The organism is Nocardioides pocheonensis (assembly GCF_003725535.1).
Classification (GTDB): Bacteria; Actinomycetota; Actinomycetes; order Propionibacteriales; family Nocardioidaceae; genus Marmoricola; species Marmoricola pocheonensis.
Window position 1 is genome coordinate 649,477 of record NZ_RJSF01000040.1, and the last position, 25,729, is coordinate 675,205.

Here is a 25,729-nt window from a genome sequence, read left to right on the forward strand (position 1 = left end):
GGCGTACCGGGCGTAGAGGCCACCGACCCCCAGGATCGTCAACGACACCGCGCCCGCGCAGAAGAGCGGGCCGATCGCATTTCCTGGCCGCTGCCACACGACCAGCGCCCCGACCACCGCGAACGCGACGGCGCTCAGGCCCATCAGCGCGTCGCCGAGATGCCCCCCGGCGGCGCCGAGCACGACGGCGAGCAGCCATGAGGCGGCCGTGACGGCGACGGCTGACGCCGCCGCCGTCCGGCCGACTCGTTGCATGTCACGTTGTCTCTGTGCCACCGGTCATCTCCTGCATGCCGTCGCCCACAGTGTCGCCGCCGCGACGGCTCCAGTCCCGCGGATTGGGGAACTCCCGCTCAGTGCAGGAGATTGCCGGCAACCGTGACGAGGATCGACGCACCCGCCGCGAACAACCCGAGGATGCGAGCCGCGGAGAATGCCCGGGAGTGCTGTGCGCTCTCCGATCCCGCGCGGCCGACCAGCGCTGCGGCGCCCCCCACGATCAGCGGTAGGCCGCTCCAGAAGACGGCCAGTCCCAGCACGGAAGCCGCGGCCAGGCCCACCGCCCAGTGGCGGCCGCCCGCCGTACCCGCACCGACCGCACGGAGGGCTCGCGGGGCCAGCACTCCGAAGGTCACGATCGTCGTCAACGCCGCCATCACCAGGACGAACGGCATCCCCGACTTCTGGGAGTCCGGCGCCTGCGAGTCACCGTAGGTGCCGTAGACGACCAACGCCATCGCGAGGACACCTGCCACCACGCCTACGCGGGCCGCACGTGCGCGGCCGCCGTTCCCGCCGATCCGATCCCGTTCCACCACTGTCTGTGCCATGACCACTCCTTGGACGATTGAGCTGACGGAACGACGGTGCCGCCAGGGCTGTCCCACTGTCATGAGACCCGTGTCCCGTTCGCGTCGGGATCTCTGTCGAGTGAGCCGCCACGAGGCACGGGCACCGTCAACAGCAGCTCGCGACGTACCGGGCGAGCTGGACCCAGCCCGTACGAAGATCCGGGATTCACGGTGGGCCGCGTCACGGGCTCTTGAAGACATAGGCGGCGGAAAGTTGCACTCGGCGAGCCGACGTTTGAGGGGGATATCCGAGGGACCCGCATCCCCACAACAGCGATCAAGGTCCCGCGTGGCTTGTGTCTACAGGTCGGGAGCTGCGCGGCACGTAAGCTAGGGCAAGTCGATGGCGAGGTTCTCGAGCAGGCGTGCAGTCGCGAGGGCGGGTAGGGGCCGGCCGAGATGGAAGCCTTGACCGATGTGGACGCCGAGCTCGCGGAGGAGCATTGCCTGGTCTTCGGTTTCGATTCCTTCGGCGACGATTTCTACGTCGAGGTCGATGAGTAGCCGTGTGACGCCTGCCAGGACGTCGTGTGCGCGGTTGTTGGTGGTGGCTCGCAGCAGAAGGCTGCGGTCGAGCTTGATGGTGTCGACTTCGAAGCGGTTGAGGTAGCCCAGGGAGGCGTGGCCCGCGCCGAAGTCGTCGATCGCGATTCGCACGCCGAGTGAGCGCAGCTGGTGGATCTGTTCGACGGCGTCGCCGATGTTGTCGATGAGCGCGGATTCGGTGAGTTCGAGCTCGAGGGCATGTGTTGGCAGGCCTGAATGGTCAAGAGCCGCGGCGACGTCGTGGATGAGGTTGCCTTCTTTAAAGCAGGTCGCGGAGACGTTCACCGAGAGCCGTAGCGGCCGGTCGAGCCCGGTGCGCCAGCGCTGTGCCTGTGCGGTGGCGGTTCGGAGAACGTGCTGGTCCAGGGCTCTGATGGCCCCGGTGCGCTCGGCCGGGGGAATGAACTCGTCAGGGGACAGGCCGCCTCGTCGCGACTTTTCCCAGCGTGCGAGGGCTTCGAGGCCGATGATCTGCTGGTCCCGGAGCTGGTAGAGCGGTTGGTAGTGGACTTCGATCTGGCTGCGCTGGAGCGCCTGTAACAGGCGGATCGAGGTCAGTGAGTCCTGCATGGTCGAGCGGAGCGGTTCGGGTCGTCCCCGGATCAGGAAGGCGAGGACGGCTCCGATGACGACGAACATCACCAGCCGCAGCAGCCAGACCTGGGGGGCCTGCTGGACGCCTGCGGACACCTCGGCGGGAAGCGCGGGCCCGGCGAGCAGCCCCGCCGTCACCGCCGTGGCCAGCACGACCGGCCATTTGAAGCGAACGGCGGCCAAGACGATCGGCAGGTAGAACAGGTGGGGTGCCGCGGTGTGCGAGCCGCCCGCGGCATAGTTGGCCGCCCATGCCCCGCCCAGACCCGCCGCGGTGGCAACCATTGCGAAGATCCCACCCGCGCCGGTGTAGGCGATGACGAGGGTCCGAATTGCCAGGTCGCCGCGACGAGTGGCCCGCTCGAAAGCCGTGGTCAAGGTCCTCTCCCGAGAGGGCTCGCAGTTCGCTTTCCGTCCGGCTAGTGCCGCTGCAACTGTAGACGCTGACCGGCCACCAAGCGGCGCAACGCTTCGAATGCCCATTGGACGTCGCGTCACCGCCACCGAGATTCTCGAAGTGATGGCCAGTCCGGTCCTGCGGCGCGGGCTGGCGACCTGAACCTTGCACCTGCAGGGCTTCTGATCACGATGGCCTGATGCCGTTGCCGTCGGTGCTGCACACGATCAGGCGACAGTCAGAAGCGATGTTCTGGGTGGTTCTCGCCCTGCACCCTGACGTCTTTGAACGTTCGCGGCCAGGCGCACCTGGCTCTGTTCAACCGGGCGCGCGCACATCCTGGTGTTCGGCGGATTCCGAGGGAAGCGTGCAGTGCCGACACACACGAGTCCTCTCCTACTTTGCGGGACTACCTCTTCACTGCTCGTCCTGGGCGTCCCGAGGGGGACCGAGGCAGCAAGGAGGATGTCAGTTCGTGACGGCGCCGATCGTCGGGAAGACCTGCGTGAGCCAGCCGTCGATGTCGAGCAGCTCGGCGCCTTCGGGGACGCTGGCGAGGGAGGCGGAGACGAACTCGTGGACGGCCCGGGAGGGGAACTGCAGGAGCGTGACACCGGCAACCGACTGCAGCTCGACGATCACCACGGCAGCGCCAGTGTTGTCCAGGCACGGCCAGACGTGGACGTCGCCATCGCCCGTGGGCTCGAACTGCCCATTGAGGATCAGCTCGCGGGCGAAGGTCCAGCGCACCGGCCCGACGATCGACGCGACCAGCATGGACACAGCCAACGGGTCGGCCGGGTCGTAGTGGAACTCCGCCGGCAGGACAACGACGACGTCGCTCTCGCTCTGCGCGATCTGGACCGCAGTTGTGGTGGTGGTGAGGTCGCCGTTCATGTGTTGCCCCCGAGTATTGGGGCCCGCTGTGGGCCGGTCGGGGAGGAAACGGTCGTCGGGTCCACCCATGACCCAGAAACCGCAACTGGTCTAGTTTGAATGCGAACTGGTCTAGTTCACCGGGCAACACGCGTGAAGCCGCTGCACAAGGGGTCGCGAACGCGCGGAGGTCACCGATTCTCTGGGGAAGGCTTTCGCCTGAGCAGCTTCCCCGGGCGCCACTCGGGCCGGTAGTCCCGATGGTGCGACCACTCGGTGGCCACCACACGCAGGGTGTAGCAGGGCCAGACTGCCGGGTTCCCTTCGTCGTCGCGACAGGTCTGGCAGGTCGATGCCAGGAGTTCCGGCTCCCTGCCAGGGACCCGGTGGAAGAGCGGCCCCACGTTGCGGTGCGCGTTGACCAGTAGGCGGGTCGCGATGCAACCCGCTTCCACTCGCCATGGGCTCCAGATGTCATAGCGGCTCGCCTCCGGACCGGAGGCCCAGGAGTCGGCGAGGTCGCCGGCTTCCAGCGCACGCTGTGCCATCAACTCTTCCTCTTGGACCCGAGCCAGGATGAAATCTCTGATCGCCATGTCGAACTCCCGAGGTCGAGGGGTGCAACCCGACTGTGTTGCCGCGTCGGCGGGTCACGCCGAAGCAGGTAAACCTGACGATCATCCCGCGCCGACACATCTGTCAACTACGGCCACACGGACCCCATCGACCCCACGGCGGATCCGGGACGGCCCTGCCGGGGCTACCGCCCACGTCCAGAGCGACCGACGTTGCGCCCGTGCGGAATCACCAGCGGGCACAGGCGGCGATATGACGCAGGTTCCGACACCGCCAATCTGTGCGCGTCTAGGCACGGCGGCTCATCTCTTTCAGTTTGGGCAAGCCGGGACTCTCGGGTCGACCCGAGTGGTCCCATTCGGGTCTCCCAACGTGTCACCGTTGGCAAAGGTGTCACTCACGGCAAACAACCCGTCCCACGTACCTCCGACGATGAGGTAGAACGCCGTCACGCTGGCCATCGCCGACTGATTGTCGGCGACACACCCGACCGGCACGCGCGTCCCGAAAGGGATGCTGTCCGGTATGCCCTTCGGCACAGCGTCACCGCCGGGATTGGAGAAGACAGGACTGCCTCGATGGCTTCCGGCAATCTCCTCATAGGTCGGCCCTGACCAGGGTGAGCTGGTTGGACCCCCGTTCTCCCCACCCGGAGGGCCCGCTTCGGAACCTGCCTCGTTGCTGCTCGAAGATGCAAACGCACCGACGATCAGTACAACAACCGCGCCTGCAAGACCACCGATCGCCGTGAGCGTAGCGACTCGCTTCCTGATGCGCTTCTCGAAGAGTTTGCTGCTGGTGATTATCGCGCCGATCGCTATTCCCGCGACACCTACCAAGGCGGCAACGATGACCGCGATCGTATCCACCTGGTCATTGTTGGGTCGGGCGCTCGTGAGCTGTGATCATCGACCACTCCTCGGGACAGTCCGGACCATGTGTCCGGCCAGCCAGGTGGCCATGACACGCTGGTGACGAAGTGACGTAGGACGACCGGTGCGGGCTTCGATCAGAACGACGCTCCATAGGCTGGCAGCATCCTTGGCGCCGGATGCGACCGCAACTGAGCACCGGCATGAATAGTGTTGGAGCCGTGAGCGGTCTGGTGCTGAAGCCGAACGGCGATCCATTTGGTGCGGTCACGATGGCCCAGGACTACTTCTGGCTACCCGCCAACACGCCGTACGGGAACATGTCGCTCAAACTCATGAAGATTGGTCAACGGATCGGCCACGCGAACCTCCGGTTGGAGGAGAGCTATGAGCATTGGCACCAGTTCGTCACGATGAACGTGCCGCCGATGATGGACCATGGCACACGGCACTACTTCGCGAGCGAGGAAGCGGTCTTCATGCTGCGCCGCGCAGCCGACGAGATGGTCGCGCTCCTGTGGTTCTTAACCGCTCGGCTCGAGCTCGGCGAATATCCCGCGGTCATGAAGGTTGATTCGATCTACTCTGCGCTCGAACTCAGCTGGCCGCTAATCGACGCGCATCAAGCGCTCTTGACCACGCTGAACGAGGTGACGAACGCGCACAAGCATTCGTTCGTACAGTCCGACCTGAACGTCTTCGGCGCAGACGAACCGTGTGTCGCTGCTCTTGCATTCACACGGAACAAGCTCGCGGGGAGACTGAAGTTCTACAACGTTTCGTTGGCCGGTCTGGCTCGGGACTTCAGCCTCTTCGTTGCGGACGTATTCAGCCGCCTTCAAGAGATTGGGGGAGAACTCTCCGCGGCTGGTGCGACCTAGTGCACCAGGCCCGGTCTGCGCTTTGCTATGTCGCGACCATCAAGTCATGTCTGCAGAACCTGCGCCGGCAGGCGGCGAAATGACGCGGGCTCTGAACTGAGACTGAGTCGCTAGGCGCAGTCGACGCAATGGGTGGCGTCGTCGTCCTCGTAGAGGTGGTTGGGCTGCATGAGGTTGCAGCCTTCGCAGATGCGTTCCTTGACATGGCTCGCCGTACAGCCGCACGTGTTGCAGACCTGGCACTGAGGTTTGCCGCAGAGCTCGTGGATGGGGGTCCATGGCTGGATGGGTTCGCCGCACTCGGCGTTGGGGCACTCGCGGCCCGAGGCGCGCGGGCCGGTGTCGTACTTGGGGAGAGTGAAGGTGTCTGCCCAGGGAGGCTTCTCGGTAACGGCGACGATGACCAGGTAGCCGTTGCCGATGTCGGCGGCCTGGGCGTACATGGATGAGCTTCTGATGCCGTCGCGGTACTCGAAGGTTGTGTCGTCGTCGGTGATGCGGAAGTTGTGGCTGCCCTCGGATAGGCGTCGGCGGGCCTTCTTCACGATTTCGCAGGCCGACTGGTTGGAGCCTCGGCGCGGGGGTGGGACTCCGTGGGCGGGGGCGATCTGGACGACGTCTTCGTCGTCGAGGAGGACGACCATGCCCGGGACGGTGAGGTTTTCACTTGCGCGGACGCAGATTGCTTGTCGGGATGCGGAGGTGCGTTGAGCGAGAGTGACGATGTCGCCGGCGGTGGGCGTTCCAGTTCCGAGGGTGGACGTTGCCGTCTCGGCGGGGATGAGGAGGGCTGCGGAGAACCGTTCGCAGATGCGGTCTTCGACGGCGAAGGTGAGGTCGAGCGGGAGGTCAGCGAGTTCGTCGGCGATCTCGGGGGTGGTGCGTTGGATGTGGTGGCCGAGTTCGTGAAGGGCTGTGAACGCGTCTCGGCGGGGGTTGCCGGATTCGGCTACGGCGATGATGGCGCGCACGGTGTTGGTGGGGTCGTAGTAGGTGCCGGCGACACTGCACTCTTTGCCGAGGGTTGCTGACGGTTGAACGTTGATGGCTGGTTGGAGCCGGCGCACGATGACGTCGTCCCAGTTCCCCAGCTCCGTCAGTGGGTCGGTTTCGAGCCCGTGGCGGTCGAGGGTGCCGTCGTCGATGAGCTCGTGGAGTGCGTCGAGCGCGATGGGGACCAAGCGGTTGATGAGGTCCCATGGCATGGGGGTGGCCATTACTCGGCCTGGGGTAGGTGCGTGTCGAGGTATTGGTTGATGCGTTGACGCCACTGGTCGAGTCCGTTGTCGTCGGTTCGTCCTGTGGCGCGGGCGGCTGCTGCGTAGGCTCCGTAGGCGCATTCGCGTCGGGTGGTTGTTTCGTCTGCTCCGGTTGCGTTCGCGTACTTGGTGATGCGGGCGCGAACGGCCGGGGTGTTGAAAAGGTGGATGACGGCGGGTGGGAGCTTTGAGGCGGCTGCGACGAGTTCTTCGGCCGAATGCCCGGTGAGGGGTGCGAGCTTGGTCGCCTCGTCGGGTTGAAGGGGACGTTGTCCGCGTTTGATTTGCAGTGCGTCGGCCGGCGATAGGTCGAGCGCTTCTGACACCTGGTTGTTCTTCACGTTTGCGAGTAGCTGAGTGATGTTGCCACCCGTTTCGGGAACCCAGGTCGCGAAGGTGAGGGCCTTGAGGTCGTCGATGACGCTTGCGCGCATGACACCGTCATTGGTCCGTTTGGTCGGAGAGGATTGGTAGTGAAGGAGCTCGTCCGGGACGAGTGTCCGCTCCGGTGACGGCGTCCGGATATTCCCCAGATGTGCGTCGAGTGTCGCGAGGGGAATGGTGTGTGCGGCGTCGAGCCAGAGGACCGCAGGTGTCCCGATGGTCGTTCCGGACGCTGGGGTCACCGTTGCCGTGGAGTCGGCGAGGTCGGGGTCGAAGGTGACTGCTGCGACTCGAACGTGGTCGTCGTCTGGATTGGTGATGATAATGACGGCGAGTGCAGTCATCTCCCACCGTGCTCGCCAGATCTGGTCGGGCGCAGGTTCGGGCAGTTCTGCGGCTTCATCAGGGAACATGGGCGCGTCCATGGCCCGGGCGGCGAGTAGGCGTGCGCGGACAGAGTCGGCTGCCGTTGCGAAGTTGAAGTGGTCACCGCCGTTCGGGGTGTGCTGTTCGTCGCCCATAGTTACCTCCTTCCCACGTTCATCATCGTTGAACCCGACCATGGGCGCAGCGACAGGGCACCCATGTAAAGGTGGTGATGGCCGGGTGCTTCGATCTGGTCGCGGGTCTTTGGCGGCAGCGTTTCGCGCCTCTCAATGTGAACTGACGAGTTATCTCGACCACGACTATGAATACGAGTACTGCTCGGAGCCGGGCGCGTCATTGGTGTGGTGAATGTTGTGACGACCGTCGGCGTGGTTGTTGGGGTCATGGGGTTCCGCCTGGCGGTCCGTCGGGGTGCTCGCGGTTGTAGATGGCAGTGAGTTCGTCCAGGAGGTGACGTGCGAACTCGGGGGTGGGTGCGTGTTCGCGGATCTTGGCGAACATTGCCTGAAGGATTGCTTCGGCTTCACCTTCGCCGCAGCCGAGGATGAGGACGACAGATGCGATGCGGGCTTCTGTGGTCTCGGGGATGTTCAGGAACGGGTAGATCGTTCGCTCCTCGAGCGAGAACTCGACCCAGAGCCAGTCTGCGGCATCTGCTGCTGCGATCTGGTCGATCTGGTCCTCGGTGGTGGGGTCTGCAGGCCCGTACTCGGCGATGTCTGCGGGGTCGGCCGGGCTGGTGGTGTCGGAGACGTCGCGGTTGTCCGCGTCGAGGAACTCGTCGAAGCGGCGTGCGATGACCCGGGCGAGGGTCTGGTCGGGGAGGTAGCAGTCGCCGGCGGCGGCGAAGACGGCAGCGATGACGTCGAGGAGTGCCTGCTTGGTAAGCGGGGGCGGAGGGCCGGACTTGTTGAACTTAACTCCGGAAGGAACCGGGGTGCTAGCCGCGGCCTCGTGCAGGGCATCTTCGTCGCCTTGCCACAGCTCACCCCCTGCGCCGGGGGATCCCGCGGGTGCCCAACCATCGAGCGCGTTGACGGCGTCATCGAGGCGGACGAAGTCAGGGTGGCGCAGCAGCATCGTGGCGAGCCGATTCCGCATGAGCCCGACGGGGGTGCTCTTGGCGACGTCGATCATGTAGTTGCGGATGGTCTTGAGAAGGCGTCGCTCCAGGTGCCCCTGGTCGCCCCCCGCGGCCGCCTTAGCGTCGGCGACGATCGCCGCGCCCTTGTGGAGATACAGATCGACGGCCTGATCGATGACGGCGGCCTCGGTCCAGCTGTTGTGATCCCCCGGCGGCGGAAACGGCGACTTACGGACAACCTGCCAGACGAGGCGAACGACGAGCGTTAGCTCATCCTCCTCGTCACCGCTGGACATCGGCCTGACCTCACCATCCCGTTCGCCACCGGACCCGCGCTGAAGGCCACAGCCGCGAACAGTCTTCCCGACACGCGATCACTTGCCTTGAACCTGGAGCTCATCGGCGCGTCCAACCGCCCCGACCACGCGCCACCAAAACGCTCTCAGAGTTGGCTCGTCTGTACCTGGTGAGCACGTTGCCCGGGCCTGGTCGGCCCAGCAGCGACACACCGCCTGAGCCCTCCAGGCGGGCTGGGAAACCAAGGAGGCAACACCCATGACCGAGAAGAGCACCCCTCAGAACACCCCCGACATCAAGGTCACGGCCGAGCTGCGCGACATCCAGGGTGGCGCCATCGGCTTCTTCAAGGACCACGAGCGCTTCCTCTTCATCAACTTCGCCGACGCCGCCACCGGCAAGGCGTTCATCACCGAGCTCGAGCCGACGCTCGCGAACGGCCTTGAGGTTCGCCGCTTCAACGAGGCGTTCAGCGAGAACCGCCGCCACCAGGGCGACCCCGACGCACTGCAGTCCACCTGGGTCAACTTCTGGATCTCCCGCCCGGGCCTGACGTTCATCGGCGCCCCCGGCCTGGAGGCGTTCCCCGATGAGTTCGCCGCTGGCATGGGCGCCCGCAACGCCCTGATCGGCGACGTGGGGACCTCCGACCCGGCCACCTGGCAGGCCCCGTTCACCGGAGGCGCTGAGCCGCACGCGGTCATCGTCCTCGCCGGCGACAACTTGGCCGACCTCGACGCTCGCCGCACCAAGGTCGAGGAGATGCTGGCCCGCCACAGCGTCACTATCGTCGGCCGCCAGGACGGTGACGCCCGCCCCGCCCCGTTCGGCGGGCACGAGCACTTCGGGTTCAAGGACGGCGTCTCTCAGCCGGCCATCGAGAAGTTCACGAAGTCCGGTAAGGGCGGGACCATACCGCCCGGAGACGTGTTCATCGGCTACCGCGACTCCGAGGGGAACATCAGCGGCCAGCCCGTCACCACTCCGCCCGTCGCCCCGACGCCGTACAACCCGACCCCCGTGCCGGCGCCGGCCCAGCCGCTGCCGGACTGGACCCGCAACGGCAGCTTCGTGGTGCTCCGCAAGCTGCGCCAGGACGTCGGCGGGTTCAACACCTCCATGGCGAACGCCGCGCCCACCGTCGGCCTGACCACGGAGCAGCTCGCTGCCAAGACCGTCGGTCGATGGCCCAGTGGCGCGCCGATGGAGCGCCTCCCCGGTTGCCCGGCCCACATCGACCCGGCGCTCAACGACCCGTCCGTCGTGGCCCCGGAGGTTCTGAACGCCCAGCACATCAACGCGTTCGACTTCACCGATGACCCAGACGGCAACAACGTCCCGCGCGGCTCCCACATCCGCAAGATGAACCCCCGCAAGGACGTCCTGCCCGACGGGGACACCTCCGACAAGCACCGGATGGTCCGGCGAGGCATCACCTACGGCCCCGAGTTCACTCCTGGTGAGCCCGTCTACGGCCAGACGGTGCCCGACAACCAGGACCGCGGCCTGCTGTTCGTCAACTACCAGGCGTCTATCGCTCGCACCTTCGAGTTCGTCCAGTCCCACTGGGCCAACCGGGAAGACTTCCAGAAGCCCGGCGACGGCAAGGACCCGATCATCAGCCAGGACACCCCCGACGGGCCGTTCAACGTCCCCGGCCACGGCCAGGTCAACTTCGCCCGCTGGGTCACCACCGTCGGAGGCGGCTACTTCATCGCCCCGTCCCTGTCAGGCCTCCGCGCGCTGACGCGGTAGTCCGCCGGTGTCATCGGGGTCCGGCGACGTGTCGGACCCCGATGTCACCCTCGATCTGCGACCAGCCCTGGTCGCCGGGTGCCAGAAGGCACCTGTACCCAGATGGGTTACCCAAGGAGAAACCTAATGAGTGAAAAGAGGAAGGGCGTGCACATCACGCCCCGTGACGACGGCCAGTGGAACGTCATCCGCGACGGAGCACAGCGGGCGTCGTCGGTCCACCCGACCCAGGCCGACGCGACCGACGCCGGTCGCGCCACCGCCCGTCGGGAGCAGACAGAGCTCTACATCCACGGCCGCGACAACAAGATCCGCGACCGCGACTCCTACGGTGGGGATCCCTTCCCGCCGAAGGGGTGATCGGCGTGGAGCACGTGAAGTACGACCTGGGCCAGGTCCAGGCCGGCGCGACAGTGGTGGTCACCCTGAAGAACCGTGCAAACGTTCTCCTGATGACCGCGACGAACTACAGGGCGTACGTGGCCGGCAGGCGGGCCAGCTTCTACGGCGGTGAAGCGCTGCGGTCTCCACTGCGCAGCAACGTCCCGCACACTGACCACTGGTACGTCGCGCTCGACCTCGGCGGCGCAAGTGGCCGGATCGAATCGTCGGTCTCCGTCGAGCCACCGCGGCGGGCACGCCTGCCGTCGGTGGGCTAGCAGGAGGTGTCGGCCGGCCCCAGATGGTCGGCCCCAGAGCGGGGCCCCGTCCACCGTTGGTGGACGGGGCCTCGTGTGTTTGGTCCGCGTCATTCTGGGCGAAGTGACGCGGGACGCTGTACGAACGTCCGAGCCTTTGGGTGGTCGCGGGTGGTGGTGCGGTGCTCGGCGCCCTTGCAGTCCGGGGGCCTATCCTCCTGACCATGCCGGTTCTGGCGACCAAGGTCCACGTGCCGGAGCCCCGCGCCGACTCGGTTGCCCGCCCGCGGCTGCAGGACCGGCTCGAGGTCGCGGAGAGCGACACCACGCGCCTCGTGCTGGTCTCGGCGCCGGCGGGATTCGGCAAGACCACCGTCCTCAGCCAGTGGTTCGCATCCCCGGCGGCGGCCGGCCTGCGCGTCGCCTGGGTCTCCCTCGACAGCGGCGACAACGACGTACGGCGGTTCCTGACCCACGTGATCGCAGCGTTCCAGACCACCAACCCCGAGCTCGGTGTCGACGTGGGCAGCGTGGTCGAGACCGCTGCCGAGGTGCCGGTCGAGACCGTGCTGACCAGCCTGGTCAACGACCTCGACATGTTCGCCGATGCGACCGTGCTGGCTCTCGACGACTACCACGAGATCACCGCGCCGGCCGTCCACGAGGTGCTCGCGTTCCTGCTCGACCATCTCCCCGGCCATGTCCGGATCGCGATGACCACCCGCTCCGACCCGCCGCTGCCGTTGGCGCGCCTGCGCAGCAAGGGCGGCCTGGTCGAGCTACGAGCTGCCGACCTGCGGTTCACCGCCGAGGAGGCGGCCGACCTGCTCAACGACGTGATGGGACTCGCGCTCGCACGGGAGGAGGTCGACACGCTCGACGAGCGCACCGAGGGGTGGGCTGCCGGTCTGCAGCTGGCGGCGCTGTCCTTGCGCGGCCGGGAGAACCCTGCGGCGTTCGTCGACGACTTCGCCGGCAGCCACCGCTTCGTGCTCGACTACCTCGTGGAGGAGGTCCTCGACCGTCAACCGGACCGGGTGCGGGAGTTCCTGCTGGCCACGTCGGTGCTGCGTGAGCTCAACGGCTCCCTCTGTGCAGCCGTCACCGGCATGCCCGACGCCCCCGAGATCCTGGACTCCCTCGACCGGGACAACGTCTTCGTGATCCCGTTGGACGACGCCCGCCGCTGGTACCGCTACCACCACCTGTTCGCCGACGCGTTGCGCGCTCGGCTCCTCGCCCGTCACCCCGATCGCCTTCGGGGGCTGCACACCACGGCCGGCCGGTGGCTGGCTGAGCGCGGCATGTTCCCGGACGCTGTCCCGCACGCGATCGCCGGCGAGGACCACGAGCTCACCGCCGACCTGGTCGAGCTCGCCCTCGCCGGGCTTCGGAAGGGCAGGCAGGACGCCACCATCCTGGAGTGGCTGGCCGCGGTGCCCGACGACGTCGTACGCCGCCGGCCGCTCCTCGCGACCGCGACAGCCTGGAGCCGACTGGCCGCCGGTGACTTCGGCGGGATCGAAGCCTGGCTCGACGTGGCCCAGGAGGGTCTCGAAGCGCGGCCGGGGCCCACCGACCTCTCCACCCCCGCTCCACCGGACGTGGTCGAGGCGCACGCCCAGGAGGTGCGCGCCCTTCCCGCGATGATCGCCGTCTACCGGGCCTCGGTCGCGCAGGCCCGGGGCGACGTCGCCGGCACCATCGCGCACGCGCAACGGGCCTACGACCTGGCCGGCCCCGAGGACCACTTCTCCCGCGGTGCGGGAGCAGGCTTCCTCGGCCTCGCCGCCTGGGCTGCCGGCGACCTGGAGACCGCGGTCGACACCTTCACGGACGCGGTCGTGAGCTTGCGTGCGGCCGGTCTGGTCGCCGACGCGCTGGGGTCGACCGTGGTGCTGGGAAGCATGTGGCTCGCTCGCGGACGCCCGCTGGAGGCACGCCGGATCTTCGAGGAAGCGCTGGCCACGGCGGAGCGCCGCAGCGGCCCCGCCCTGCCTACGGCGGGGGACGTGCACGTCGGTCTTGCCGACGTGCTGCGTGAGCTCGGCGACCTGGAGGCCGCTGCCCGGCACCTCGACGTCGCCCGTGAGCTGGGCGACCTGGGCGCGCTGCCCGAGAACCGGCACCGCTGGTACACGACCATGGCCGGGCTCCTGCGGGCTCGCGGTGACCTCGACGGCGCGGTCGCGATGCTCGACGAGGCCGAGCCCCTGTTCCGACCCGGGTTCTTCCCCGAGGTGCGGCCCATTGCGGCAGCTCGTGCCCGGGTCCGACTCGCCCAGGACAACGTGGTCGACGCCCGTGCCTGGGCCCGGCAGCACGAGGTCGAGCCCGACGTCGAGCCGACCTACCTCGAGGAGTACGACCGGCTCACCCTGGCCCGCGTCCTCGTCGCCGAGGGCAGCCCGGCCGACGCGATCGCCCTGGTCGAGCCGATCCTCGACGCGGCTCGGGCGTCCGGGCGCGGGGGCAGCCTGATCGAGGCACACGTGGTGCTCGCGCTGGCCCGTCACGCCGCAGGTGACCCGAGTGCGGCGGCCGAGGACCTGTCCACCGCGCTCGCGATCGGCGTACCGGCGGGCTACCGGCGCCTGTTCCTCGACGAAGGCCCGGCCATGGTCGACCTGCTCACGAGCCTCCTTCGCGGTGCGCCGGCCGACGTACGACGGCACGCCGAGCAGGTCCTGGCCTCTGCCAAGGCGCCGACCGCGACCGCGCGCCTCGACCAGCGCCCGGACGAGGCCCTGAGCGACCGTGAGCTCGACGTGCTCCGCCTGCTCGCCACCGACCTGACCGGCCCCGAGATCTCCCGGCAGCTGTACGTGTCGCTCAACACGCTCCGCACGCACACCAAGCACATCTTCACCAAGCTCGACGTGAACACCCGCCGGGCCGCGGTGAGCCGGGCAACCGAGCGCGGACTGCTCTGACCCGTACGGTCCGGAGCCGCGAATCACATCATGTGGTGATGTGGCCTCACCACGTCTGTTCCTAACGTCCCAGACATCGCCGGACACCAGCCCGGCACCGCCAGGACAGGAACCAGACATGAACCTCACCCGCAACCGCCTCACCGCAGCCACCGGGGCATGCGCCGCCGCTGCCGGTGCCATCTTCGTCGGCGTCCAGATCAACCACCCCCCGGCGGACCTCGCCCACATCGTCACCACCGACGTCTTCGTCCGCGAGGTCGCGAAGATCGCGATGGGCATCCTGGCGATGGCCGGCTTCACCGGCATCTTCATCCGCCACCACCGCCGGTTCGGTGTCCTCGGTCGCGCCGGCTACGCGCTGCTGATGACCGGCTACCTCGCGATGTTCGCCGTCGAGACCATCGTCGCGGTCATCCTCCCGAAGCTGGCCGAGTCGAACCCGGTCTACGTCCAGCACTTCCTGGACGCGGCCATGGGTGCCAGCGCAACCAGCGACCTCGGGCACGTCAAGGAGCTGTTCATGCTCATGGGCCTGGGCTACGCCGTCGGTGGTCTGCTGTTCGGCATCGCGATGTACCGCGCCCGCGTCGTCGCCCGCTGGGCCGCAGCGCTCTTCGCCTACGGCACGGTGTCCGCGCTCGCCCTGGCTTTCCTCCCTGAGTCGTTCAGCCGGCCCTTCGCGGTGCCGACCGGTGTCGCCCTCATCGGTCTCGGCTACTCGATGTGGCGCCAGAGCCAGACCCGGACCGACGTGGTGCGGCCTGCCCGCGCCGCCGAGCCGGCAGTCGCGTGATGACCACCTCACCACTCACCGAGCGCCCGGCCCGTCAGCGGCCGGGCGCTCGGTCCGGCTGGCGCCTGGCCGTCGGGCTGATCCTGCTCAGCGCGATCCCGCTGACCGCCGGAGTCCTGCGGCTCGTGCAGCTCGCCGGCGGGCCTGAGCTCTTCCCCGCGGACCCGCGGTTCAACGTGTTCCCGGTGGCACTGCTGGTGCACATCGTCGGCTCGGCCGTCTTCGCGTTCGTCGGAGCGCTCCAGTTCGTACGCCGGTTCCGCCGGCGGCCGTCGAGCTGGCACCGACGGGCCGGGCGCGTCCTGGTCGTCGCGGGCCTGCTCGTCGTCGCCTCCGCCCTGTGGCTGACCCTGTTCTACGACCCGCAGCCCGGCAGCGGCCGGATCCTGTTCTTCTTCAGGCTCGTGGTCGCACCCGCGATGGCAACCTGCCTGGTCCTCGGGTTCACGGCGATCCGCCGCCGCGACATCGCCGCCCACCGCGCCTGGATGATCCGCGCCTACGCCCTCGGCCTCGGCGCCGGCACCCAGATCTTCACCGAGGGCTTCGGCCAGGCGATCTTCGGCGAGCACGTCGTCGCGGGCGACCTCGAGAAGGCGGCGGCCTGGATCCTCAACCTGGCCGTCGCCGAGTGGGCGATCCGTCGCGGCGCCACGCAGCGGCCCCGGCGTACGGCGGCTGCGGTGCGGGAGCGGGTGCCGGCGTGAGCGAGCGCATCACCAGCTACGACATCCGGGTGCAGGGTCATCTCGACGAGCACTGGTCGGACTGGTTCGACGCCGTCCTCATGACCCACCATGGAGACGGCACCACGACGGTGCGGTGCACGGTGCAGGACCAGCCGGCGCTGCACGCCCTGCTCGCCAAGGTGCGCGACCTCGGCGCCACCCTCGTCTCTGTCACGCCCTCGTCGCGCCGTACCCGGCCGACTCGGATCGGAGCAGTCCATGAACACGACGCCGGTTGAACCCGACAGCAGTCCGACCGCCCACCCGCTCGCACGGGTCGCCTGGCCGCTGCGCACCGCACGACTCACGCTCCGGCTCGGTGAGGCCAGGGACGCCGAGCCGACCTGGGCGTACCGCCGGCTCCCGTCGGTGGGGGAGTGGCTCACCGAGATCCCCGAGGATCTCGCTGCGTATGAGGTGAAGTTCGTCGACCCCGAGCGGCTGGCGGCGACGGTCGTCGTCGAGCTCGACGGGCAGCTGATCGGCGACTTCATGCTGGGGGTCGAGGACGCCTGGTCCCAGGCCGAGGTCGCGGACCAGGCCCGGGGTGCGCAGGCCGAGCTGGGCTGGGTCCTCGACCCGGCGTTCACCGGGCACGGCTACGCGACCGAAGCCGTGCGCGCCCTGCTCGATGCCTGCTTCGGGCAGCTCGGCGTACGCCGCGTCGTAGCCAACTGCTTCCTCGACAACGAGACCTCGTGGCGCCTGATGGAACGGCTCGGCACGCGCCGAGAGGTCCACGCCGTCGCCGAGTCCCTGCACCGGAGCGGCCGCTGGCTCGACACGGTCGCTTACGCGATCCTGGCCGACGAGTGGCAGCGCCTCCGGTGAGGCCCGCCGCGATCACCGTGCCCGGACGGCGTCGACGACCCAGCTGATCGCCTTCACAGACTCGGCCGCCGGCGCCCGGTCCTCGAGGAGGCCCGTGTGCGAGGACTGCACGACCGTGTGGAGGTGGTCGTCGGACAGGGCTGCCAGCACGTCCTGCGCCGCCGCCCAGCCGACCGTGTCGTCCAGAGATCCCGATGCCGTCACGACGGCGAGCGGGCGGCCGTCGAGGGTGGTCAGCGCCTGGGCCTGGCCGAACACCTGGTGGAGCATCGATGCGTCGTCGCGCATGTTTCGGGCTCCGTGGGCGCTCGAGGTCACGGCGCGGACCTGGTCGGCAGCCTGCGCGGGCAGGTGCGAGGGCACGGCAGCCGCGCCCACGCGTCCCAGGCCGAAGCGGTACAAGGTCGGCATGAGCGCGTAGACCCGGCGGATGACGGCGTACTGGCCGGGGTAGGCGGGCATGCGGGTGAACTGCTCGGGGCTCGAGCTGTCCAGCAGCACCATGCCGGCGACCTGGGTCGGGTAGCGGGCGGCGTAGGTCATCGCGAACGGGCCGCCGATGGAGTGTCCGGCGAGGACGAACGGACCGTGCTCGTCGGCCGCGGCCAGGAGCGCGTGGAGGTCCTTGGCTGCCGCGACCCCGTCCTGCGGGTGCGACACGTCGCCGCTCCAGCCCTGGCCGGCCCGGTCGTAGGCGCAGACACGGACGGTGGAGGTGAGGGAGGACGCGATGCGGGCCCACGACGCGGAGACCTCACCGAGGCCGTTGAACAGCACCACGGTCGGGCCGCCCTGGCCGCGGCAGTCGAGGTGCAGGCGGTGCCCGTTGACCTCGAACAGCCGACCGGGGGCGGGGTGGCTGTGGTTGTCACGGGACGCGGCGACGTTCTCGTACGTCGTGCCGAGGGATGCGAGTGCGAGGACGGCGACCACCGGTGTCAGGAGCCAGCGGCCGGCTCTTGTCGACCGCCGGATCTGCCTGGACATCCAGACCACCAGTGCGAGCATCAGCGCGGGCCAGACCCAGCTCAGGGCGGTCAGCGTCGAGTCCCCGGGCTGGAACGCGAGCAGACCGAGTCCCACCGCGGACATCGCCACTGCAGGCACCGATGCCCACCGCATCGGCTCGGCCGCCTTCCTCGACAGTCCGGCCATCGCGCCCCAGGCGGCGCCGAACGCCAGCAGGATCGACCCGGTGATGGTGGCCTCGGTCGCGCCGGCGAACACGCCGAGCGACAGGGCGGCCGCTCCAGCGGCGCCACCGAAGAGCGTCGCGGCGATGACGCGGCGCGTGCGGCGGGCCGCCGGCCTCGGCGTACCGGGGCTCTTCTCGGTGTCGCTGTCGTGGGCAGCTGTGCGGGTGTCGGTGCTCATGGCGCTCTCGCTCTCGCAGTGGGGGTGGTGCACTGCTGACGAGCGTGGCTCTGCGACAACCTTGGTCGCGCCGGCCAAACTGCCGGGTTCTCACCGGGTGGAGCCGAGCCAGGACGTCCTCAGAGGTCGAGGGCCAGCGCTGCGAGCTCGCTGCGGGAGGTGACGCCCAGCTTGCTGAAGACGTTCCGCAGGTGGAAGTCGACCGTGCGCGGGCTGACGAACAGCTGCGCGGCGACGTCACGCGTGGACAGGCCCTGGCGGACCAGGGCGGTGACGTTGCGCTCCTGCGCGGTCAGGTCGGTCGCGGTGGACACGTCCCGCTTCCGGGCCGTCTCGCCGGATGCCCGCAGCTCCTGGGTCGCCCGCTCGACCCACGAGCGCGCGCCGAGCTCCTCGAACAGCGTCAGCGCCGTGCGCAGGTGGGCCCGCGCGTCGACCCTGCGGCGGGCGCGGCGGAGGTGCTCGCCGTACGCGAGCTCCGTCCGGGCCCGATCGGGTCGGCGCAGCGACCCGGCGTGCGACTCCAGGGCAGCGCGGAAGTGCTCTTCGGCGTCGTCGCCCTCGGCGAGCACCGCGCGACCATGGGCGAGGGCCGCGGTCGCCGCGTGGACCCCGGAGGCGGCAGCGAACTCCTCCAGCTCGCCGACCCAGTCGAGGGCGAGGTCGCGTCGGTCGGCACGAGCCGCCGTCTCGATGCGATCGATGGCAGCCATGCGCCGTATCCACGGTGAGCGGATCTGCTCCAGGTGGTGCAAGGCCCGCGCGGGCTGGGTGGACTCGCGGAGACCGCGGGCCCAGTGGGCGAAGTCGTCGACGAGGGGTTCTGCGATGCCGACCGCGTGTCGCTCCCGGATCGCTGAGACCGACGCGAGGTGCTCCTCAGCGGACTCGTCGCCGCGCAGCGCTGCCACCAGGGCGAGCTCGGCGAGCGGGAGTGCGGTGAGGCCGGGATGTCCGGTGCTCGCGGTCAGCGGTAGAGCTTCGGTGGCGGCGTTCGCCGCCTGTGCCCAGGCACCGGTCGCGATCTGGAACTGGGCTCCACGTGTGAGGGCGTGCTCGACCATCGTGAGTGCTCCCGTACGCCGGGCCGCGGTCAGCTGCTGCTCGTGGAGCCGCAACCCTCGTTCGTCGTCGTCGATGAGGAAGGCGGCGACGCCTAGGTTCGGCTGCAGCACGTGGTCGTCGAGCGGTTCGGCGTCCAGGAGGGTGAACGCAGCCCGGAAGCGTTCGGCCGCCTCGCTCCAGTCCTGGCGCGCGGTCGCGGTGAAGCCGCGCAGCAGCGCAGCGGCGGCGCGGGTGCGCACTGGCGCGTCCGGCTCCGGCTCTGGCACCAGTGCGGCCAGGTCCACCTGGCGGGGCGAACGGGCGCCGAAGCCGGCCAGTGCTGCCGCCAGCATCGCCAGCTGCTGTGCCATCGCCGGATCGGCACCGGCCGCACTCTGGACGGCTTGCACGATGAAGTCGTAGCCGTCGTCGAGCGACCGGGTGTTCCACTCGATCTGGCCCTGCAGCGTCAGAAGGCGTGCCCGCAGGACCGGATCAGTCACCTCGTCGGCAGCAGACTGCGCCAGCGCCGCCGCCCGCGCCGGATGGGCGCCGAGCCACGCCGAGGCCGCTGCCGAGAACAGGCGTCGTCCCCGGTCCTCACCGCCCACGGTGAGCTCGGCCGCACGCGCCCACGCCGCGGACGCCGCCTCGTGTCCTCCGCGGGCGGCGGCCCGCTCGGCGACGCCGTCGAGGGCGGCCACGACGTCCTCGTCGGGCCTGTCGGCGGCCGCGGCCAGGTGCCAGGCGCGCCGGTCAGGGTCACCGGAGAGCGCATCGGCGAGCGCGCGGTGCGCCGCGCGCCGTTGCGCGGTGGTGGCTGCGCTGTAGATCGCGGAGCGGACGAGGGGGTGGTAGAGGCTGACGACATCGTTGTCGGTCCGGATCAGTCCGGCTCGCTCCACCTCGTCGAGGGCGGCCTCGTCGGCGCCGAGGAGCCTTGCCGCATCGCTGACCACGGTCAGTCGCGCGGTGTCGTCGGTGGCAGCGACCAGCAGGAGACGCTGCGCCGGGTCCGAGAGCCGCCGGTAGCGGTCCAGGAACGCGCGCTCGACCCCACCGGTGAGTGGAAGCGGGTCCGGCAAGGGTGCTCTTCCGGAGAGCTGGTCGGAGGTGAGCTGGCCCGCGAGCTCGACCAGCGCGAGTGGGTTCCCTCCGGTCGCCGTCACCAGCTGCTCGACCACGGCCTGATGGACGTCCTGGTCGAGTCGGGTCCCCAGGATCGCGGCAGCATCGGCCCCGGCGACCCCACCGACGGCGAGAGTGGGCACGTCCGGCGCGTCGAACTGGCGGGCGTCGCCGTCACGCGCGGCGAAGACCAGCGCGACCCGCTCGTCCTGCAGCCGTCGGGCCGTGAACAACAGAGCCGCCGCCGAGGCGTCGTCGAGCCAGTGGGCATCGTCGACGATGACCAGGACGGGCGACTCCTCGGCCGCCTCGGCCAGCAGGGTCAGCGTGCCCAGGTAGGCCAGGAAGCGCTCACCTTCGCCGGGAGCCGCACCCAGAGCGGCGCCCAGGGCGTCGCGCTGCGGTGGGGGAAGGCTGTCGAGGCGCGAGGTCAGGGGCCAGAGCAGGCGCTGGAGTGCGGCGAACGCCAGGGGTGACTCAGACTCCACTCCCGAGGTTCGCAGCACCCGCATGTCCTGGGCGGACTCGGTGGCGTCGGTGAGCAGGGTCGACTTCCCCGCGCCGGCGACCCCGTGCACCACGAGTGCGCCGCCCTTGCCGACGCGGGCGGCGTCGAGCAGCTCGGCAATCTTCGCGCGTTCGGAGTCCCTCCCGGCCAGCACTCGCCAGACGCTACTCCGGGCCCGCGTGTGCGTAAGGGATACCGGCGAAACCACCGGCGCGAGCGGACCCCTGCCGCGAGACCGTGGCAGCGACCCGATCGAACTCCAGGAGAAGCCCATGCTGCCCGGCACGCCCCGCACGTTCATCGGCTCGACCACCTTCGCGGTGCGGGGGCTGACCGGCATCGCGAGCCAGCGGCTTTTGCTCGAGCAGATCACCGGCGTCGACGGCGTCGATTCGGTGACCGTCGACCTCGCCGGTGGTGCCGTCACCGTCCGCGCCGCCGGACCGGTCGACCGCGCCGACATCGCGGCGGCGATCGGGCGGGCGGGTTTCGCGCTCGTCCCCTGACCGGCAGGACCGTCGACGGCGGACCGCAGGCAGCAAACCCGGTGATTCCACCGGCGCGACCACCACCGGTTCGAGACGAAGGTCAGGACATGGCCAACCGGCCACCCGTACTCACTCACGAGGAGAACGACATGTCACACGGACACGGACACGGACACGGACACGGACACGGCACGGCCACGATGGCCGCGCACGACGATCACGCGGACGAGGTCCGCCGCCCCTGGACCACACTCGGCGTGATGCTGATGGCGCAGCTGATGGTCATCCTGGACATCAGCGTGGTGAACGTCGCGCTGCCCAGCATCGGCAAGGGCCTCCACTTCGCCAGCAGCGACTACCAGTGGACGGTCAGCGCCTACGTCCTCCTCAGCGGCGGGCTGCTGCTCTTCGGTGGTCGACTCGCGGATCTCCTCGACCGGCGCACGATGTTCCTCACCGGTCTCGGCCTGTTCACCGCGGCATCCGTGGTCAGCGCGACCGCCTCGTCGGCGACCGTGATGATCCTCTCGCGCGGCGCCCAGGGCGGCGGGGCGGCACTGCTCACCCCGGCCGCGCTGTCGATCATCATGTCGACGTACGCCGGCCGGCAGCGGGCCACCGCGCTCGCCATCTGGGGAACGATCGGCAGCATGGGCATCGCGATCGGCGTCCTGTTCGGCGGGATCCTCACCTCGGCCTTCGGCTGGCGCGCGATCTTCATCATCAACGTGCCGATCGGCCTGGCCGCTGCCCTCCTGAGCCTGCACCTGGTGAACCGGGGCCAGCGGACCGGTGGCGTGCGGGGGATGGACGTGCCCGGAGCGGCGACTCTCGTGTCCGGTCTGCTCGCGCTGGTCTACGCCGTCGAGGGCACCCGGACCCACGGCTGGACGTCCGCACACACGCTGGTCGCCTTCGCCGCTTCCGCCGTCCTGCTGGTTGCCTTTGCCGTCATCGAGCGGCGGGTCCCGGCTCCGCTGGTGCCGCCCGCAACCTGGCGGGTCCGGTCCCTCGTCTCGGCCTCGACCGTCATGGCGGTCATCACCGGCGTCGTCGTCGGTGCGATCTTCCTGAACTCGCTGTTCCTGCAGTCAGTGCTGGGCAGCTCCGCCATCAAGACGGGCCTGCAGTTCCTGCCGCTCGCGGGGTCCATCACGCTCGGCGCAGCCGTCGCGTCCCACCTGCTCGGCAAGGTGACGCCCAAGGCGATGATGGTCGTCGGATTGTTCGTGGTCGCCGCCGGTTCGATGCTGCTCGCCGGGATGGACGCCCACCCCGGTTACGTCAGCGACGTGCTGCCCGGGTTCGTGCTGATCGGTCTGGGCGTCGGCCCGATGTTCGTGGCGATCTCGGTGGCGGCGATGTCCGGGATCCCGGCAGAGCACTCGGGCCTGGCCTCCGGCGTCATGATGACCGGCCACGAGGTCGGCGCCGCTCTCGGCGTCGCGACCCTGGCTGCCATCGCCGGTGACCTGACCACGCGCGCGGGTCTGGTCGACGGATTCCCGACGGTCTTCACCGTGGTCGCGATCGCCATGGTCGCGCTCGCCGGATTCGTCGCGCTGGCCGTTCCGCGGCAGCACAGCCACGACGTCCAGCACGCACGGATGCACTGACGCACCCCCGGCCGGGGGGTCGAGCGCTGCTCGGCTCCCCGGCCGACCCATGTACGACCGCCCTGGACTGTCCAGCGGCAAACCTGGCGATTTCGCCGAGCCGACCACCTCGGCCACGGACGCACGCTCAAGCCCTCACGAACCCGCCTGACTCCAGGAGACCCGACATGACCACGATGACCGCCGCGGCGCACACGCCGGTCGCCCCCCACGAGAACGCGGGCACGACCACGCGTGAGCGCCGCCGACGCCGGCTGGCCCTCGGGCTGCTCGCCTCCGCGCAGCTCGTGGTGATGCTGGACACCTCGATCGTCAACGTGGCGCTGCCGTCGATCCAGGCCGACCTCGCGCTCAGCCCGACCGACGCGACGTGGGTGGTCAACGCCTACATCCTCACGTTCGGAGGCCTGCTGCTGGTGTTCGGACGCCTGGCCGACGTGGTCGGCCGCCGTCGCATGTTCGTCGGTGGCTCGGCGCTCTTCACCCTCGGCACTCTCGTCGCCGGGTGTGCCCCGACCGCCGGGTTCCTCGTCGCGGGCCGGATCGTCCAGGGCGCCGGCGCCGCCGCCCTCAGCCCGGCCGCCATGTCCCTGCTGCTGCTGACGTTCCCCGGTGAAGCCCGTGCTCGCGCGATGAGCGTCTGGGGTGCGGCCTCCGCAGTCGGGGGAGCAACCGGCGTGCTGGCCGGCGGGCTGCTGTCCGGCTACCTGGGCTGGTCCTCGGTCTTCTTCGTCACCGTCCCGATCTCGGTCGCGGCCCTGGTCCTCGCCCGCCACGTGCTCGACGAGGGCGTGCGCGGTGCACGGCGCCGGCTGGACGGACGTGGGGCGCTGGCGATCACTGGTGCGGTCGTCGCGCTCGTCCACGGTGCGCTGGGTGTCGGCGAGGGTCACCTGACCTCGCCGGCGGTGCTCGTGAGCCTGGGCGCGGCGGTGGCGCTGTTCGTGCTCTTCCTCGCTGCCGAGCGCCGCGCCGCCGACCCGCTGGTGCCGCTGGAGATGTTCCGGTCACGGATCCTGAGCACGGGCGTCGGTCTCGCCCTCTTCGGCGGAGCCGCGCGTGCGTCCACGTTCGTCCTGGTCGCGCTCTACCTCCAGCAGGCCCTGCACATGGCTCCGCAGCAGGCCGGGATGGCGATGGTGCCCACCTCGCTCACCGGATTCGCCGTCTCCCTCGTCCTGCTGCCGAGGGTCCTGCGCGCTCTGGGACCGCGTCGCGCCCTCGTCCTGGGCCTGGTGATCCTCGCCGGCGGTCACCTGTGGCTCGCGTACGCACCCTTCGGCGGCGGGTACGCCGTCGCGGTGCTCCCCGCGCTGTTCCTCGTCGCGGTCGGCGTCGCGCTCAGCTTCACCCCGACGACGATGGTCATCGCCGGCGCGGTCCCCGAGACGCACTCGGGCCTTGCCTCCGGCCTCGCCGGCTCGGCCACCCAGATCGGCGCGGCGCTCGGCACCGCCGGCTTCACCGCGATCGGCCTGGCCACCGGGGGGCACGGCGCCGAGGTGCTCGCCGCCGGCGGGTTCACCGCCGCGTTCACGGCTGCCGCAGCGGTCGCGCTCGTGACCGCCGTGCTCGGCACCACGATCAGCCGGAGCCGGCCGTGAGCGCAGCGGAACCCAGCGTTCCCCGGCGACACCCGGTGAACAACCCGGTGATTCCGCCGGTTCGACGCCGGCGACTTCCGAGGAGCGTGGAACTCATCAACCCCACGACTTCAGGAGTGATCCCGATGGCTGCAACCCGATTCATCGAAGAAGAGCGCGGCACCTACACGAGCAGCCCGCGGAACCCGCACCAGGGCTACTACGCCGGGAACTTCAGCGGCCACCCGTCGACCTTCGACGGCTTCGCGCTCGCCCAGAAGTACGCCGAGCCCTCCTCGACCGGTCGTTCCACCGGCGGCTGGTTCTGAGGGGACACAACGGGCACAACCCGGTGATGTCGCCGGCGAGACCCAGCTTCCATCCGCAGGACTCTCGAGTCACCAGACCCAAACCCCAAGGAGCATCCGATGAACTACCTCACCTACGCCGTCGCCGACCAGCGCCAGGCTGATCTGCGCAGCTCGGCCCGACAGGCTCGTCAGGCGCGCACGTGCACCAGGACCGCCGGCCGGCACGGGTCCCGCTGAGCTCGCCCCGTCGTAGCGTGACCGCCATGAAGACGATCGGCCTGCTCGGAGGGATGAGCTGGGAGAGCTCGGCTCTCTACTACCGGCTCATCAACGAGGGCGTCCGTGACCGCGCGGGCGGCTTCCACTCCGCGCCCCTGGTGATGAGCTCGGTCGACTTCGCGGTGATCGAGGAGATGCAAGGCCGCGCCGCGTGGGACGAGGCCGGCACGCTGCTCGCTCGAGAAGCCTCCGCGCTCGAAGGGGCCGGGGCCGAGTGCATCGTGCTGTGCACCAACACGATGCACAAGGTTGCCGACGCGATCACGGCGGCGATCTCGGTGCCGCTCGTGCACGTCGTCGACGTCACCGCGGAGGCCATCAGCGCCGCGGGCCTGACCACGGTCGCGTTGCTGGGCACCAGGTTCACCATGGAGGAGCCCTTCTACGCAGAACGCATGGCGGCGCACGGCATCGAGGTGATGGCCCCTGACGCCGAAGAACGCCGGCTGGTCAACGACGTGATCTACGGCGAGCTCGTGCGCGGTGTCCTCCGGGACGAATCCCGAACGGCGTACCGGACGGTCATCGCGAACCTCGTCGATCGCGGCGCCCAGGGCGTCATCCTCGGCTGCACCGAGATCGAGCTCCTCGTCGGCCCCGCCGACTCCCCGGTGCCGTGCTTCCCGACGACCCGCCTCCACGCAGCCGCAGCCGTCGACTTCGCGCTCTCCTGACTCCGCACGCGCCTGCCACCACAGCGACACACCACCACT

24 protein-coding genes and 1 pseudogene are annotated in these 25,729 nt (G+C 69.4%); 14 read left to right on the forward strand and 11 right to left on the reverse strand.

Annotation, left to right across the window (positions count from 1 at the left end; all coding sequences use genetic code 11):
- From EFL26_RS24255 to EFL26_RS23890, 6 genes and pseudogenes are all read right to left on the reverse strand, one after another.
- A pseudogene (locus EFL26_RS24255) lies at positions 1–276 on the reverse strand (hypothetical protein); the annotation flags it as partial.
- A gap of 77 nt (positions 277–353) precedes the next feature.
- On the reverse strand, positions 354–830 hold the full coding sequence (locus EFL26_RS13960) for a hypothetical protein (protein ID WP_148046713.1): 477 nt from the start codon (positions 828–830) through the stop codon (positions 354–356).
- Positions 831–1,181: 351 nt separating this feature from the next.
- Complete coding sequence (locus EFL26_RS13965; RefSeq protein ID WP_183408183.1) at positions 1,182–2,369, reverse strand: EAL domain-containing protein; 1,188 nt, start codon at positions 2,367–2,369, stop codon at positions 1,182–1,184.
- Between the two features lie 487 nt (positions 2,370–2,856).
- A complete protein-coding gene (locus tag EFL26_RS13970) occupies positions 2,857–3,285 on the reverse strand; it encodes an SsgA family sporulation/cell division regulator (RefSeq protein ID WP_183408184.1) in 429 nt (142 codons plus the stop codon).
- A 170-nt stretch (positions 3,286–3,455) separates the two neighbouring features.
- Entirely contained in the window at positions 3,456–3,860 is a 405-nt protein-coding gene (locus tag EFL26_RS25005; protein WP_123223448.1) for a DUF6221 family protein, read from the reverse strand.
- 291 nt (positions 3,861–4,151) lie between these two features.
- Positions 4,152–4,709, reverse strand: coding sequence for a hypothetical protein (locus EFL26_RS23890; RefSeq protein WP_148046716.1), 558 nt, complete (start codon positions 4,707–4,709; stop codon positions 4,152–4,154).
- A 224-nt stretch (positions 4,710–4,933) separates the two neighbouring features.
- Here EFL26_RS23890 and EFL26_RS13980 point away from each other — a divergent pair, with 224 nt between their 5' ends.
- Complete coding sequence (locus EFL26_RS13980; RefSeq protein WP_123223449.1) at positions 4,934–5,593, forward strand: hypothetical protein; 660 nt, start codon at positions 4,934–4,936, stop codon at positions 5,591–5,593.
- A 110-nt stretch (positions 5,594–5,703) separates the two neighbouring features.
- On the opposite strand, the gene EFL26_RS13985 is transcribed toward EFL26_RS13980, so the two are convergent.
- From EFL26_RS13985 to EFL26_RS13990, 3 genes are all read right to left on the reverse strand, one after another.
- Entirely contained in the window at positions 5,704–6,810 is a 1,107-nt protein-coding gene (locus EFL26_RS13985) for an ImmA/IrrE family metallo-endopeptidase (protein ID WP_183408185.1), read from the reverse strand.
- A complete protein-coding gene (locus EFL26_RS24260) occupies positions 6,810–7,757 on the reverse strand; it encodes a hypothetical protein (RefSeq protein ID WP_183408186.1) in 948 nt (315 codons plus the stop codon). Before EFL26_RS24260 ends, EFL26_RS13985 begins: the two co-directional genes overlap by 1 nt.
- A 247-nt stretch (positions 7,758–8,004) precedes the next feature.
- A complete protein-coding gene (locus tag EFL26_RS13990) occupies positions 8,005–9,003 on the reverse strand; it encodes a hypothetical protein (RefSeq protein WP_123223451.1) in 999 nt (332 codons plus the stop codon).
- A gap of 259 nt (positions 9,004–9,262) precedes the next feature.
- On the opposite strand from EFL26_RS13990, the gene EFL26_RS13995 reads away from it, so the two are divergent.
- The 8 genes from EFL26_RS13995 to EFL26_RS14030 all read left to right on the forward strand — a co-directional run bounded on the left by EFL26_RS13995 (position 9,263) and on the right by EFL26_RS14030 (position 16,685).
- Positions 9,263–10,759: a Dyp-type peroxidase gene (locus tag EFL26_RS13995; RefSeq protein WP_123223452.1), complete on the forward strand. Its 1,497-nt coding sequence runs from the start codon at positions 9,263–9,265 to the stop codon at positions 10,757–10,759.
- Between the two features lie 126 nt (positions 10,760–10,885).
- Positions 10,886–11,119, forward strand: coding sequence for a DUF2188 domain-containing protein (locus EFL26_RS14000; protein WP_123223453.1), 234 nt, complete (start codon positions 10,886–10,888; stop codon positions 11,117–11,119).
- A 5-nt stretch (positions 11,120–11,124) separates the two neighbouring features.
- Positions 11,125–11,418: a DUF1883 domain-containing protein gene (locus tag EFL26_RS14005; protein WP_183408187.1), complete on the forward strand. Its 294-nt coding sequence runs from the start codon at positions 11,125–11,127 to the stop codon at positions 11,416–11,418.
- 203 nt (positions 11,419–11,621) lie between these two features.
- Positions 11,622–14,330 carry a winged helix-turn-helix domain-containing protein gene (locus EFL26_RS14010; protein WP_123223455.1) on the forward strand — a complete coding sequence of 903 codons (2,709 nt, stop codon included), beginning with the start codon at positions 11,622–11,624 and terminating at the stop codon, positions 14,328–14,330.
- A 118-nt stretch (positions 14,331–14,448) separates the two neighbouring features.
- Entirely contained in the window at positions 14,449–15,126 is a 678-nt protein-coding gene (locus EFL26_RS14015; protein ID WP_123223456.1) for a hypothetical protein, read from the forward strand.
- Positions 15,126–15,833: a DUF2306 domain-containing protein gene (locus tag EFL26_RS14020; protein ID WP_246000187.1), complete on the forward strand. Its 708-nt coding sequence runs from the start codon at positions 15,126–15,128 to the stop codon at positions 15,831–15,833. Before EFL26_RS14015 ends, EFL26_RS14020 begins: the two co-directional genes overlap by 1 nt.
- Positions 15,830–16,093: a hypothetical protein gene (locus tag EFL26_RS14025; protein WP_123223458.1), complete on the forward strand. Its 264-nt coding sequence runs from the start codon at positions 15,830–15,832 to the stop codon at positions 16,091–16,093. Before EFL26_RS14020 ends, EFL26_RS14025 begins: the two co-directional genes overlap by 4 nt.
- Positions 16,074–16,685: a GNAT family N-acetyltransferase gene (locus tag EFL26_RS14030; protein WP_123223459.1), complete on the forward strand. Its 612-nt coding sequence runs from the start codon at positions 16,074–16,076 to the stop codon at positions 16,683–16,685. Before EFL26_RS14025 ends, EFL26_RS14030 begins: the two co-directional genes overlap by 20 nt.
- A 12-nt stretch (positions 16,686–16,697) precedes the next feature.
- Here the strand turns inward: EFL26_RS14030 and EFL26_RS14035 are convergent, their stop codons facing one another.
- Complete coding sequence (locus EFL26_RS14035; RefSeq protein ID WP_123223460.1) at positions 16,698–18,059, reverse strand: alpha/beta fold hydrolase; 1,362 nt, start codon at positions 18,057–18,059, stop codon at positions 16,698–16,700.
- Between the two features lie 119 nt (positions 18,060–18,178).
- Positions 18,179–20,893, reverse strand: a complete 2,715-nt coding sequence (locus EFL26_RS14040) for an AAA family ATPase (RefSeq protein WP_183408188.1) — start codon at positions 20,891–20,893, stop codon at positions 18,179–18,181.
- Positions 20,894–21,011: 118 nt separating this feature from the next.
- On the opposite strand from EFL26_RS14040, the gene EFL26_RS23895 reads away from it, so the two are divergent.
- The 5 genes from EFL26_RS23895 to EFL26_RS14060 all read left to right on the forward strand — a co-directional run bounded on the left by EFL26_RS23895 (position 21,012) and on the right by EFL26_RS14060 (position 25,690).
- Positions 21,012–21,245, forward strand: coding sequence for a heavy-metal-associated domain-containing protein (locus EFL26_RS23895; protein WP_148046718.1), 234 nt, complete (start codon positions 21,012–21,014; stop codon positions 21,243–21,245).
- Between the two features lie 131 nt (positions 21,246–21,376).
- Complete coding sequence (locus EFL26_RS14045) at positions 21,377–22,843, forward strand: MFS transporter (protein ID WP_221176954.1); 1,467 nt, start codon at positions 21,377–21,379, stop codon at positions 22,841–22,843.
- Positions 22,844–23,010: 167 nt separating this feature from the next.
- On the forward strand, positions 23,011–24,447 hold the full coding sequence (locus tag EFL26_RS14050; RefSeq protein WP_123223463.1) for an MFS transporter: 1,437 nt from the start codon (positions 23,011–23,013) through the stop codon (positions 24,445–24,447).
- Positions 24,448–24,572: 125 nt separating this feature from the next.
- On the forward strand, positions 24,573–24,755 hold the full coding sequence (locus tag EFL26_RS14055) for a hypothetical protein (protein WP_148046719.1): 183 nt from the start codon (positions 24,573–24,575) through the stop codon (positions 24,753–24,755).
- A gap of 245 nt (positions 24,756–25,000) precedes the next feature.
- Entirely contained in the window at positions 25,001–25,690 is a 690-nt protein-coding gene (locus EFL26_RS14060) for an aspartate/glutamate racemase family protein (protein WP_123223465.1), read from the forward strand.
- Positions 25,691–25,729: the final 39 nt, after the last annotated feature.

What these genes read in the sequence shown, in the direction of transcription:
- EFL26_RS13960 (WP_148046713.1), bottom strand. Translation starts at nt 830, where the DNA reads ATGGCACAGACAGTGGTGGAACGGGATCGGATCGGCGGGAACGGCGGC.
- EFL26_RS13970 (WP_183408184.1), bottom strand. Translation starts at nt 3,285, where the DNA reads ATGAACGGCGACCTCACCACCACCACAACTGCGGTCCAGATCGCGCAG.
- EFL26_RS25005 (WP_123223448.1), bottom strand. Translation starts at nt 3,860, where the DNA reads ATGGCGATCAGAGATTTCATCCTGGCTCGGGTCCAAGAGGAAGAGTTG.
- EFL26_RS13985 (WP_183408185.1), bottom strand. Translation starts at nt 6,810, where the DNA reads ATGGCCACCCCCATGCCATGGGACCTCATCAACCGCTTGGTCCCCATC.
- EFL26_RS24260 (WP_183408186.1), bottom strand. Translation starts at nt 7,757, where the DNA reads ATGGGCGACGAACAGCACACCCCGAACGGCGGTGACCACTTCAACTTC.
- EFL26_RS13990 (WP_123223451.1), bottom strand. Translation starts at nt 9,003, where the DNA reads ATGTCCAGCGGTGACGAGGAGGATGAGCTAACGCTCGTCGTTCGCCTC.
- EFL26_RS13995 (WP_123223452.1), top strand. Translation starts at nt 9,263, where the DNA reads ATGACCGAGAAGAGCACCCCTCAGAACACCCCCGACATCAAGGTCACG.
- EFL26_RS14000 (WP_123223453.1), top strand. Translation starts at nt 10,886, where the DNA reads ATGAGTGAAAAGAGGAAGGGCGTGCACATCACGCCCCGTGACGACGGC.
- EFL26_RS14010 (WP_123223455.1), top strand. Translation starts at nt 11,622, where the DNA reads ATGCCGGTTCTGGCGACCAAGGTCCACGTGCCGGAGCCCCGCGCCGAC.
- EFL26_RS14015 (WP_123223456.1), top strand. Translation starts at nt 14,449, where the DNA reads ATGAACCTCACCCGCAACCGCCTCACCGCAGCCACCGGGGCATGCGCC.
- EFL26_RS14020 (WP_246000187.1), top strand. Translation starts at nt 15,126, where the DNA reads ATGACCACCTCACCACTCACCGAGCGCCCGGCCCGTCAGCGGCCGGGC.
- EFL26_RS14030 (WP_123223459.1), top strand. Translation starts at nt 16,074, where the DNA reads ATGAACACGACGCCGGTTGAACCCGACAGCAGTCCGACCGCCCACCCG.
- EFL26_RS14035 (WP_123223460.1), bottom strand. Translation starts at nt 18,059, where the DNA reads ATGAGCACCGACACCCGCACAGCTGCCCACGACAGCGACACCGAGAAG.
- EFL26_RS23895 (WP_148046718.1), top strand. Translation starts at nt 21,012, where the DNA reads ATGCTGCCCGGCACGCCCCGCACGTTCATCGGCTCGACCACCTTCGCG.
- EFL26_RS14045 (WP_221176954.1), top strand. Translation starts at nt 21,377, where the DNA reads ATGTCACACGGACACGGACACGGACACGGACACGGACACGGCACGGCC.
- EFL26_RS14050 (WP_123223463.1), top strand. Translation starts at nt 23,011, where the DNA reads ATGACCACGATGACCGCCGCGGCGCACACGCCGGTCGCCCCCCACGAG.
- EFL26_RS14055 (WP_148046719.1), top strand. Translation starts at nt 24,573, where the DNA reads ATGGCTGCAACCCGATTCATCGAAGAAGAGCGCGGCACCTACACGAGC.
- EFL26_RS14060 (WP_123223465.1), top strand. Translation starts at nt 25,001, where the DNA reads ATGAAGACGATCGGCCTGCTCGGAGGGATGAGCTGGGAGAGCTCGGCT.